Origin of the sequence: Frankia sp. Cppng1_Ct_nod (assembly GCF_920656135.1) — a bacterium.
GTDB classification, from domain to species: Bacteria; Actinomycetota; Actinomycetes; order Frankiales; family Frankiaceae; genus Protofrankia; species Protofrankia meridionalis.
The window spans coordinates 1-10,457 of record NZ_CAKKTK010000112.1 but is presented as its reverse complement, the minus strand read 5'-3'; the positions used below and the strand labels follow the sequence as shown (position 1 = coordinate 10,457).

The following is a 10,457-nucleotide window of genomic DNA, read 5'->3' as shown; positions in this document are numbered from 1 at the left end:
TACAACCTGTGCACCGAGATGGTCGGCGGGATCGAGGTCATCCTCGGCGACCAGTAGGGGCGGATGACACAGGCTGAGGATTTCGAGGCGGGCACCACGTCAGGCACCCGTCGTCATCCGGTACTGTGGAGCCCAGCAAGGACCTGTAGCTCAGTCGGTTAGAGCGCTTCCCTGATAAGGAAGAGGCCGGTGGTTCAAGTCCACCCAGGTCCACGCGCTGGCTCAGCGTGCTCGCCGATCTGACGGTCAGCTTCGCTGCTGACCACTATGTCTGCCAGGGGGCCGAGCCCCCCGAACCCCCCACAGTCCTGTGCGGCAGGGGGCTGTTTGTCGAAGATGGCGTTCGTGCGTCCTCGGCAACGTTGCGTGGCAGGTAGTCCCGTGTCACCGCGTGCGCGATGCGGTGCACCGTGGCCACCGTCGACCGGGACGACTTCACCCTGCCGGCCCTCGCTGGCCATGTCGGTTGTCCACCGGTCCCGTTCGCCGGCCGGAGGGACCGGCAGGTACCGGCAGGTACCGCGGACGGCACCGCCTGGACACCGCCCGGACAAACGAGCCCGGATCCTGACGAGTCATCCGTCCGGATCGTCCGGGTCGACGAAGGTAGCCCAGTAGTCTCGATCCTCCTCGAAACCCGCGATCTCGACTACTGACCCGGTCGGCCGATCGACAAGCACCGCGTAGAAGACGATCGGCCCGAACGCCCCGGCGGGCTCAAGAATCACCAGGCGGGCCGCTCCGCCCATCTCCGAGGGCAGGTTGTCCCAGTTGTTAGCGAAGGCGAACTTCGCTGACCGCACGGGCAGCGCCATGAACTCGTGGAACGTCGGCCCCGAGTACTGCATGCCTCGGCTGTCGGGGTACGTGGCCCTGGCAGCGGCGAGGAAGTCGGCCCCGTAGGTGACCGCGTACCTGGTCACCGGGCAAGGTGTCCCTGACGGGAGTAGTCCTCGCCGATCTGCCGCAGCTTGTCCATCATCCGAGCTGACGGCTGTGGCTGACTCTGCGGCAGAAGAGCTGCCACGTAAGGGATGTCCTCGCCCTCGTCCACGAGCTGCCATCCGGGCTCGCGGTGGGACCGTTCGCTGGCATCCGTGTTGGTGTGGCCGCGAAGCAGGTTGATCGCATCCTGAACGGCCTTCAGTTCGGTAGCGCTGAACAGCTCACGGCGGGCGGGCCGGGTCGGGCGAAGGCGGTGCTGCTCATGGCCCAGGACCCGCTCCTTAATCAGCACCGCGTCACCGGTGTCGATCAGATGGTCTCGGATCGCCTTGAGGCGCTGCGGCGCCGGGCCTCGCTCAAGCTTGCGGTAGCGGACTCCCGTGATCGGACGGCCCGTCTCGCGGACGTGCGCGAACTCGGCGAAGTACAGGACCTTGTTGGCCTTGGTGGCGCCCCCGTAGGGGTCGTCCGCCAGCTCTTCGGCGACCAGTAGTAGCAGCTCGGCGAACTTGGCCTCGTTCGGCTGTACGTCGAGGTCGTCGCGTTGGAGGCTGTCCCTGACACTGCGCTCGTGCGCGTCCATGGCGCGGCCCTCCCTCCTCGTGACCTTGCCACCGTACCGGCCGGCGCAAGCATTGCGTAACGGGGTGCCCGTCGGAAGATCCGGGACAGCCCGAATTCTAGTCGAACTTCTGTTCGATTCCAAGCTGTTGACCTGGGTCGCGGCGTGAGCTCTTCGCGCTCACCCTTACAACACTGGACGATCACTGCTTACCCAACAATTGCGGCAGGTGGCCAACTGGATCGAATGGGCCTTGGCGCGCTCCCAGCCGCGGTGGCCCCAGGTGGAGTGCCCTGCGCGGGACGTCGGTCCGCACCAAGGTGTCAACGGCCAAGGCCCCCGTGCCGACTTTCCCTACTTTTTCCAGCGGGTGGCAGGTGGGGCGGCGGCTGGCGCGGCCGGCGTCGAGATCGACATGGTGTGGCAGGAGCAGGTTCACGCTGACCATCTATGACCAGCGTGTACATGTTCGATCCGCTCCGTCCGTCCGCTGGGGCCACCAGGAGATGGCCACCAGGAGATGGCCACCAGGAGATGGCCACCAGGAGATGGCCACCAGGAGATGGCCACCGGCGAACAGGCAAGGGGAGCATCGGCGGTGCCGTCTGTCCGGACAGACGGACAGACGTCGTCTGGGCCGTTCGACGCCGTCACCGCACCCTCGTCGAATCGGCCATCGAACCGGCGGCGTCCGCGCACTCAACCATCATGATCACGATGACGGCGTGGGTGATGGTCGCGGTCCCACCCGGTAACAGGGGCTGGTGCTCGAACCAGAACAGCAGCGGCGCCATCTGGGGGCTTTGAGCTGGAACGTCGGCAGCACCCACTACTGGCGGGCCATCTGGTGCGACCTCAACAACTACTGCAGCTACGATCAATATAACCGACCGTGCTTATTCGGTGACCATCATGGCTGCCGCGCTGTGCGGACCTGCCATCGGGTCGGGTCCGACATCCTCATGGGGATGTCGGACCCACCGCCTGCGCCCGGAAATCGTGCATTTTCCCGGGCATCGGCTTCCCGGATATCGGCCCGGGCACCTGGCGCCCACCAGCCGGTGGCCTTCCACCGAAGTCGAAGACGAAGTGGACCAGCGGCCGGATCCCGGCCTATTTTCCGCGGTGAGGGCCTGTTGTCGGACCTGTCGGTTCAACGATCCGCACCCGTGTCGCGCGGAACTGCCGAGGCACCTGCTGGAGCACCCGCAACCGCGGATCCGGAGTATCCAGGAGGGGTTCGACCAGCAGCGGACGCAGTACCGCCAGCCGCGGATCCTCAAGCACGGTGTCCACCGCGCGGCGGTCGCCACCGATCACGACGGCGTCGAGATCGGCGACCGCCGGTACCAGCGTGGCCGCGGCGACGTCGGCAGCCGCGGACAGCGCATCGCGGATCTGGCCTTGTCGGCGCCGGGCGAACCGCTGCTGCGACCATCCACCCGCAGCGCTGCGGCCGTGGACCTGGCGTGATCCGACTTTCGAGGTGATCAGACGCGTCCCGTGAAAAACGCCGGCGGCGTACCCGCCGAGACGGACGAGGAGCACGCCGACCCGCCGGTCGGTGACCGCGTGGATGGTCAGGCCGCCGTACAACGCCCCCGGATCGATGCGCAGCGGCGGGAACGGGACCCGGCACTCGGCGACCGCGCCGTCCGCCGCCGTGAACACGACCGCCGTCTCTCCGACCACACAGGCCACGGCACCATGACGATCACTGAACCGGGTCAGCCAGCCATCAAGCCGCTCCGGGTCGATGACAACCCAGCGGCCGCCGCCTGCGGCCGGGAACGCATTCACCCGTCCATGTTCCCCGACCATGTTCCCCGACCATGTTCCCCGACCATGCGGCCGACGTCTGTATCCCGTTCACGGGCGTCCCGGTGATCAGTGGTCGATGTCCTCGTAGGCAGCGCGGTAGGCGTCGAGGGCTGCTCCGGACGTGGGGTGCACCACCGGGCTCTCCTTGCCGCCGAGCACTCCGTACCGCTGCAGCTCGGCGCGTACGACGTCGGTCACCGAGGAGAACTCGAGGCGCACCGAATGGTCGGCCAGCTGCGCGGCGACGTGCCGTAGCGTCTGGGCGGCGGTGAAGTCGATGTCGGCGATGGCGGAGGCGTCCAGGCACAGCACGTGCAGGGGAGGCGCGGGCGGTATGGCCGATGAGTCGACTGAGGGGCCGGTCGAGATGTCGGTCGAGGCCAGGAACGCCGTGATGTCGCCGGCGAACCGGTGGGCATTGGCGTAGTAGAGGCTTGACATGAAGCGGTAGACGACGAGCCCGCCGGTGGTGCGGGCGTTGGGGCGGGCGGGCTCGGTGCGCCAGTGGCCGTCCGCGCCGCGCACAAGTACGAGCGTGGTCGGGTCGTAGCTGTGCCGCAGGTGGTCGACAAGCGAGGCGACGACGGCCAGCACGATGCCCTGCTCGACCCCCAGGACCACCACCGCAGCTACCGTCAGCAGCGCCACCATGAACTCGGCTCGGCGTAGCCGCAGGATCCGCCGCATGCCCGCGACGTCGATCAGCTCCACGCCGATCAGGAACACCACGGCGGCGAGCACCGCGATCGGTAGGTGCGCGAGCGGACCTGTCAGGAACAGCAGCACCAGCAGCACGACCGTGCAGCAGGTCAACTGGGACAGCTGGGAGCGGCCACCCGCGCTGTCGACCATCTGCGTCTTGGTTGGGCTGCCGTTGACGACGAAGGTGCCGGTGAACGCGGCGGCGGCGTTGGCGGCACCGAGGCCGACGAGGTCGGTGTCCTCGTCGAGCTGCTCGTCGTAGCGCGCCGCATACGCACGGGAGGTCGCCGAGCTCTGCGCGAGGATCACGACGAACATCGACACCGCGGTTGCCAGCACCGCTCTGCTGTCTGCCACCGACAGCGCCGGGACCGTCAGCGACGGAATCCCGCTCGGCACGGGGCCGAGTGTGCGGACGCCGTGTGCGGGCAGGTTCAGCAGGACGCTCGCGACGATCGATCCGACCACCACGACCAACGCGCCTGGTACCCGACGAGTCAGCCGGCGCACGCCGACCACCATGATGAGCGCCGTCACGCTGACCGCAAGTGTGGTCAGCGAGGTGGATGGCAGCGCTTCAACTGCACCGACCAACTTCGGGATGCTCGACCGGCCGCTGACATCGATCCCGAGCAGACCGGGTAGTTGCCCGACCGCCACCGAGATGCCGACGCCGGTCAGGAAACCGATGAGCACGGTGCGGGACAGGAAGTTCGCGAGGAAGCCGAGCCGCAGCAGCCGGGCCAGTACCAGCAGCACACCGGTCAGCAGCGCCGCGAGCCCGGCCAGCTGCACGTAGCGGTGCGAGCCGGGTGCGGCCAGGCCGGTGACACCGGCTGCGAGGATCGCCGCGGTCGCGGAGTCGGCGCCTACAACCAGGTGCCGCGAGGAGCCGAGGACCGCGAAGACGGCCATCGGCGCCAGGATCGTGTAAAGGCCGGTGACCACCGGCATCCGGGCGATCGTGGCGTAGCCGAGCACTTCGGGGATACCGAGCGCGGCCAGTGTGACGCCGGCGAGGACATCGCCTGGCACGCGGCTGCGCTCCAGCGGACGCAGCCTGCCGAGAACCGGCAGCCGGCGGGTGTGCCGGGGAGCCGAGCGGCGCCAATGTCCAGGGTCCGACGTGGCCGCGACCTGCAGGATCCGCGTGTGGATCCGCGCGTTACCTCTCGTCACCATCACCCCCGCAACCAACGCCTTGGGATTGCAGATGGCTGCCTGGCATGATCCCGTTTCCAGCGTAGATCATGAATGAGGGTACGGCGGCTGCTGGTCAGCGGCCAGTCGCTACAGCCCGTACTGCTCGAGAAGGTGTAGTCAGACCTCGCTGACCGTGGGGAACGACGGCACGCAGTGCCGACCGCGTCGTACGAGGTAGACCGCTGCTACCTGGACCGCATCCTCGTGCTGGAGACGACGTTCACCACCCAGATGGGCAGCGTAACGCTGACCGACGGGGTTGTGCGTCGGACCGGGAAACACCGGGCACAGGTTCGGTAGGGACGTCCCTCACCTGCTTGTCCGCTGGATTCGGTGCACCGAGGTCGAGGTCGAGGTCGAGATCGGCATCGGGTGCGCGTCGCGCCCCGAGTACGGCCTGATTCGGCCGATCCTCGGGCATGTCGACGGTGGGGTGACCGCGCGCGGCGGCACGGAATGGTGCTGGTGCTGGTGCTGGTGCTGGTGCTGGTGCTGGTGCTGGTGCCATAGTCACCGCCGCGGTCCTCGCTCGAAGCCGGACACGGCGGTGACGAGGACACCTGGGCCTTCTGGTCGCCTGTGCGGACAAGGTTGTGGTGCGCTACCTGTACTGGTACCAGGTTTTCTCGACGATCACATCCGAGATGTTTTTCGACTCGCAGTAGCCCATGAGTTCGGACATGCGGTTGATGAACCCATATCCGGAGAAGTTCAACGAAGTGTTACACAGAATGCCATATCCAGAAACAGCCCGGAACGATTCCAGAAGCCGGTACAGAGTGGGCTCCTCATGGGATCGTACCGACTGGACTCTCGCCGTTCCGTCAACGTGGGTGACAGCCGGTAGTGCATCGGTCCGGACCCGGTTGAAGTGCAGCATGTAGGGGTCCTCGAACGGGTCGTCGAACCAGAGACCCAGGTCCTCGGCGATGCAACAGGGTGCGATCGGCCGGTACCCTTCACGCTGTTTGATCCTATTAAGGGTGTCCTTCGCCCCGGCGGTCAGCGGTGACGCGAGCAACGATCGATGCCCGAGCGCGCGAGGTCCGATCTCGTAGCGTCCCTGGACCCAGGCGGCGACGCCGCCGTCAAGCAGCCTCCTGGCAAGTCGCTCGGATTGCAGCGGCTGGGCTGACCATCGGCTGGGGTCGGGCTCTCCGTCATGGTTGAACGCGGCCCCGGCATAGACGTTCCACTCAAGACGGCACGGCTCGCCAAAATAGGTTGCCGCGTCCATCGCGGTGCCGATGGCCGAACCGGAGTCATTGGCGCAGGGCGGGACGAAGACGTCACTGAACAGGCCTGACTCGCGCCAGCGTCTGTTCCATTCGCAGTTCAGGCCGCATCCGCCGGATATCAACAGCGGCAGACCGCGGGGAAGCCTGGCTTCGGCGGCTGCGCGGAAGGTGTCGAAGAGCCGGGTCGTCAGATACCTTGCGGCAGTGTGCAACAGCGGATTGTCGAGACCACAGTTGTGCAGGGAGGATTCCCGATATGAGATTTTCTCGAAAGGGTAGAATGTATTCTCTGATTTCAGAAGTGCATCGACCACTTCCTTTTCCTTGGCCCGGGGCTCGGAGCCGTCCGCATACGCGGTAAGGGCCATGAGCTTTCCCGCGTCCTGTAGTCGGGGTACGTCTCCGGATTCCCAGAAGGTGGGGTCGGCAAGGCCGAAGAGTGCCGCGTAACGTGCGCCCGGTTCCGTCAGAACATGAAAAGGAGTGATCTTTTCTCCGTAGTTCTGCCAGTGGTAGAAGGCGCCGATCTCGCCCTCCCACACCAGAATGACGCACTCACGCAGTGGAGCGGCTGGAGCCATTGCCGCGACCATGAAAAGGTGTGAGCGCTCGTGACTGGACGTGAAGACGGTCACCGGCTTCCCGAAGAATTTCCCCTCCGACGTCACGCCCGGGTCCACGCCGAAATAGCCTGCCCCATGTTGTGACAAGTAGCTTGGTAAGGGCTTGTGCCAGCCACCGATGGCCAGCACGTCCGGTTGTCCGGTTGCCATGTCCATGGCCTGGAGCACAAGAGATGCCGAGACCCCACCGTAACGGTTGAAGGAGTCCTTTTCGCCTTCGAGGGAGTAGATGAGCCGGCCGTCTTCCACGAAGGCGATGGCGCCGTCATGTCCCGGATTCATGCTCAGAATTCGCATGGGGCCTACCCTTGTCTCGATATTGGCGTTCGCAGTGGTCCGGGTCGACGAGATGAAATCGAAGATCTGAGGTCGTCGACCTCAGCGACTGGTCGCCCGCATGAACTTCCTAACGCACAGCGGGACGGTGATAAGCATGACCATGAATGACCAGACGAGTGACATCGCAATCGGATAGTCGGTCATCCAGGTGTGGTGGACCACCGGAGTCGCCGGGTTTCCGAAAAGCTGCCTGCTGGCAGTTCCGACCGCGGAAACAGGGTTCCACTCGGCGACGTACTGCACCCACACCGGCATGCTCTGTACGGGTGCGAGCGCATTGGACAGATAGATTACCGGGAACAGCCAGATGGTACCGGCCCCGGCGGCCGCCTCCGGACTTTTCGTACACACCCCGATAAGTGCACCCAGCCAGCTCATCGCGAGACCGAAAACCAGAAGTATGCCGATGGAAAGCAGTGCACCGCCGATACCGTTGTGGGCGCGCCAGCCGACCGCGAACCCACATGAAATCGTCACCAGTATGGTTATCAAGGTCTTCAGCAGGCCGGCATTAGTGAATCCGGCGAGGACGGTGGAGGGTGCCACTGGTAGCGTACGGAGGCGATCGATCGTCTTGTGTTTGAGTTCCTCGGCGACCGCGCCGGAGGTCGACGCGGCGGCGAACGCAACGGTCTGCGCCAACAGGCCGCCGATCACGAATTCAGTGTAGCTACCGCCGCCCGGCAGCTTTATTGCATTGGCGAAAAGGTATACCATCGCCAGGGTAAAAAGGGCTGGTTGAATAATGCTGTAGGCAATGATGTCGGGTTGTCTCGGCAGCCGCATCAGAATGCGTCTCGTCATCAGGTATGTGTCAGTGAGTGCGGCTCCGGCAGTTTGACCGGACGAACGTGGCCTGATGGGGGACCCGGATACGATCCTCAGGTTCGTGTTCCGGTGACGGCCGGTAATTTCGCCGTGTCCACGGCGCAGCCTGGTATCGGCAGCGGGTAACCTTGCACTGTCCGACAGGGAAAAAATGTTCTCACTCACGCCGCCACCGCCATTGCCGTCGCGTCGTGTACTGCTTCGGAGACCGCGGGCCGACCCGTGAGGCTCAAGAAGACGTCATCAAGAGTCGGTCGGCACAGCGCGACATCCTCGAGTTCTACAGCGGCGGCATCCATCTCACGCAGAACCCGGGCGAGCAGGCCCGGTTCGTGCGGTGTCATCACGATGACCCGTCGTTCCGATGGGATGACGACCGCCTGGTTGGTACCGACATGGTCGAGAATGGCCGCGGCAAGAGGCAGCAGTTCACTGTCACGCAGGACAACCTCGATGCGGTCGCTGTTGATCTGTGTCTTCAGCTCCTCCGCGGTGCCTCTGGCTATGACACGGCCGTGGTCGACCACGGCTATCAGGTCGGCGAGCTGATCGGCTTCTTCCAGGTACTGGGTGGTGAGCAGGAGCGTTGTGCCCGCGCTCACGAGTTCGGAGATCATTGCCCAGGTGGTGCTGCGGCTACGAGGGTCCAGCCCGGTCGTCGGTTCGTCCAGGAACAGGACGGCCGGCCGCGTGATCAGGCTGACGGCGAGGTCCAGTCTGCGCCGCATGCCGCCCGAGTAGGTACTTGCCAGTCGGCTGGCCGCCGCGGTGAGGTCGAACTGCTCAATCAGCTCCTGGGCGCGCCGACGCGCTCCCTGCCGGCCCAGCCGGTGCAGCCGGCCGAAAAGTTCCAGGTTCTCCCATCCGGTCAGCAGGGGTTCCACCGCTGTCTCCTGACCGGAAACTCCGATGCAACGCCGCACGTTATGCGGTTGCCGGACCACGTCGAAACCGCCCACCCACGCGCGTCCACCGTCTGGTTTCAGCAGCGTGGTCAGCACCCGGACGGTCGTGGTCTTGCCTGCTCCGTTCGGACCGAGAAGGCCGAGGACGGTCCCTGGCTGGACCTCCAGATTCAGGCCGTTCAGCGCGTAAGCGTCGCCATAACGCTTGATCAGATCTTCGACAATGATAGCTGGTTTCATAGTGAAACAACCTCCTCGTGTGTCCCTCGGGTGTCGGAAAAGGTCGACAACCCGGTTGTCGTCATGGCTTGTTGCGGCGGGCACTGCTGCTGTTCCGCCGGAATCGTGCGTGAACCCCAGTTTGTGTTGCTCAGGGTGCAGAGTGCGTAGATCTTCAGGGGAAGAAGCAGGCTGACATTGATGAATTCGTGGAAGGCAAACGCGAAGAACGCCATTTTCCTGGTGCGCCAGGCTCCGTACGGGCAGTGCAGTAACGAGAGTCCTGCTATCGCGGCGACCGACCACCACGGCGGTGGCGTCGCGGACAGGGCGACGAGGCTCAGACCGGTGATCATTGACAGGCTGAGTAGCAACGGTGCCAGGTTCTGCCCGACGACATCAAGCGTCAGGTAGCGGTGAAGCCGGGGAAGGAGTTTGATGGCCAGGAGCGTGTCCCGATAAGTACTTCGGGCCCACCGGAGCTGTTGGCGCAGGTAGGGGCGGATCCGTTCGGGGACGACCGTCGCGGCCGTCGCGTCCGGGACATAGATGGTGCGCAGGCCCGATCGCAGTATGAGGATCGTCAGGTGGCGATCCTCCCCGAAGTCGCTCGGTCGCCCACGAAATATCTGGGTCTCGTAGTCGTCGAGGACGGTGATGAGTGCGGAGCGCCGGTAGATCGCGCACGGTCCACAGCAGCACATCACCGCGCCGAAGACGGACTGGGCGGCCCGTTCCTGGTTGCAGGCGATCCAGTACTCCATGTCAACCAGTCGGGTGAGCCAGGTTGCCCGCCTGTTACTCGCAACCATCTGGCCCATGGCCGCACCCACTCCGGGGTCGGCCATCGCCACCGCCAGTTTGCGTACGACGTCGGGCTCGATGGTCGTGTCGGAGTCGATCGCCACGACAAGGTCACCGACCGACTGGCGGATGGCGGCTACCTGGGCCTTCCGTTTTCCCACGTTGTTCGCCAACTGCATGATCACGAATCGTCGGTCGCGGCCGAATTCATCGTAAACGGGCTGGAGCTGCTGGCGGTTCCGGGATCCGTCGTCGACGACGTACACCG

The 10,457-nt window shown here is 65.1% G+C and carries 12 protein-coding genes and 1 tRNA gene; 4 read left to right on the top strand and 9 right to left on the bottom strand.

The genetic code is table 11. The features are described from left to right. The first annotated feature begins 139 nt into the window (after positions 1-139). Positions 140-213, top strand: a tRNA-Ile gene (locus NBW77_RS20850). Between the two features lie 362 nt (positions 214-575). Here NBW77_RS20850 and NBW77_RS20845 read toward each other — a convergent pair. Further along, positions 576-923 carry a hypothetical protein gene (locus NBW77_RS20845; RefSeq protein ID WP_131749498.1) on the bottom strand — a complete coding sequence of 116 codons (348 nt, stop codon included), beginning with the start codon at positions 921-923 and terminating at the stop codon, positions 576-578. Next, entirely contained in the window at positions 920-1,528 is a 609-nt protein-coding gene (locus NBW77_RS20840) for a Panacea domain-containing protein (RefSeq protein ID WP_131749500.1), read from the bottom strand. Before NBW77_RS20840 ends, NBW77_RS20845 begins: the two co-directional genes overlap by 4 nt. A 262-nt stretch (positions 1,529-1,790) precedes the next feature. On the opposite strand from NBW77_RS20840, the gene NBW77_RS20835 reads away from it, so the two are divergent. Beyond that, a complete protein-coding gene (locus NBW77_RS20835) occupies positions 1,791-1,961 on the top strand; it encodes a hypothetical protein (protein ID WP_165486363.1) in 171 nt (56 codons plus the stop codon). A gap of 196 nt (positions 1,962-2,157) precedes the next feature. Here the strand turns inward: NBW77_RS20835 and NBW77_RS20830 are convergent, their stop codons facing one another. From NBW77_RS20830 to NBW77_RS20820, 3 genes are all read right to left on the bottom strand, one after another. Beyond that, positions 2,158-2,337 (bottom strand): hypothetical protein, encoded by a 180-nt coding sequence (locus tag NBW77_RS20830; RefSeq protein ID WP_131749503.1) that lies wholly within the window; start codon positions 2,335-2,337, stop codon positions 2,158-2,160. A gap of 283 nt (positions 2,338-2,620) precedes the next feature. Beyond that, positions 2,621-3,307, bottom strand: a complete 687-nt coding sequence (locus NBW77_RS20825; RefSeq protein WP_250280193.1) for an acVLRF1 family peptidyl-tRNA hydrolase — start codon at positions 3,305-3,307, stop codon at positions 2,621-2,623. Positions 3,308-3,394: 87 nt separating this feature from the next. Next, positions 3,395-5,212: a SulP family inorganic anion transporter gene (locus tag NBW77_RS20820; protein WP_131749507.1), complete on the bottom strand. Its 1,818-nt coding sequence runs from the start codon at positions 5,210-5,212 to the stop codon at positions 3,395-3,397. Between the two features lie 174 nt (positions 5,213-5,386). On the opposite strand from NBW77_RS20820, the gene NBW77_RS20815 reads away from it, so the two are divergent. After that, on the top strand, positions 5,387-5,533 hold the full coding sequence (locus NBW77_RS20815; protein WP_165486364.1) for a hypothetical protein: 147 nt from the start codon (positions 5,387-5,389) through the stop codon (positions 5,531-5,533). Between the two features lie 72 nt (positions 5,534-5,605). After that, the gene (locus NBW77_RS20810) at positions 5,606-5,743 is read left to right on the top strand and encodes a hypothetical protein (RefSeq protein WP_250280192.1); all 138 of its coding nucleotides are present in this window, start codon (positions 5,606-5,608) and stop codon (positions 5,741-5,743) included. A 91-nt stretch (positions 5,744-5,834) separates the two neighbouring features. Here NBW77_RS20810 and NBW77_RS20805 read toward each other — a convergent pair whose 3' ends face one another. The 4 genes from NBW77_RS20805 to nodC all read right to left on the bottom strand — a co-directional run. Then, positions 5,835-7,343 carry a carbamoyltransferase C-terminal domain-containing protein gene (locus NBW77_RS20805; RefSeq protein WP_250280191.1) on the bottom strand — a complete coding sequence of 503 codons (1,509 nt, stop codon included), beginning with the start codon at positions 7,341-7,343 and terminating at the stop codon, positions 5,835-5,837. 129 nt (positions 7,344-7,472) lie between these two features. Continuing rightward, positions 7,473-8,237, bottom strand: coding sequence for an ABC transporter permease (locus tag NBW77_RS20800; protein ID WP_242606163.1), 765 nt, complete (start codon positions 8,235-8,237; stop codon positions 7,473-7,475). Positions 8,238-8,422: 185 nt separating this feature from the next. Further along, entirely contained in the window at positions 8,423-9,406 is a 984-nt protein-coding gene (locus NBW77_RS20795; protein ID WP_131749511.1) for an ATP-binding cassette domain-containing protein, read from the bottom strand. Beyond that, on the bottom strand, positions 9,403-10,457 hold a 1,055-nt coding region (gene nodC / locus NBW77_RS20790), incomplete at its 5' end, for a chitooligosaccharide synthase NodC (RefSeq protein WP_250280190.1). The genes nodC and NBW77_RS20795, both read right to left, overlap by 4 nt.

Coding starts and splice junctions, on each gene's coding strand:
- NBW77_RS20800 (WP_242606163.1), bottom strand. CDS start 8,237: ATGACGAGACGCATTCTGATGCGGCTGCCGAGACAACCCGACATCATT.
- NBW77_RS20795 (WP_131749511.1), bottom strand. CDS start 9,406: ATGAAACCAGCTATCATTGTCGAAGATCTGATCAAGCGTTATGGCGAC.
- NBW77_RS20840 (WP_131749500.1), bottom strand. CDS start 1,528: ATGGACGCGCACGAGCGCAGTGTCAGGGACAGCCTCCAACGCGACGAC.
- NBW77_RS20820 (WP_131749507.1), bottom strand. CDS start 5,212: ATGGTGACGAGAGGTAACGCGCGGATCCACACGCGGATCCTGCAGGTC.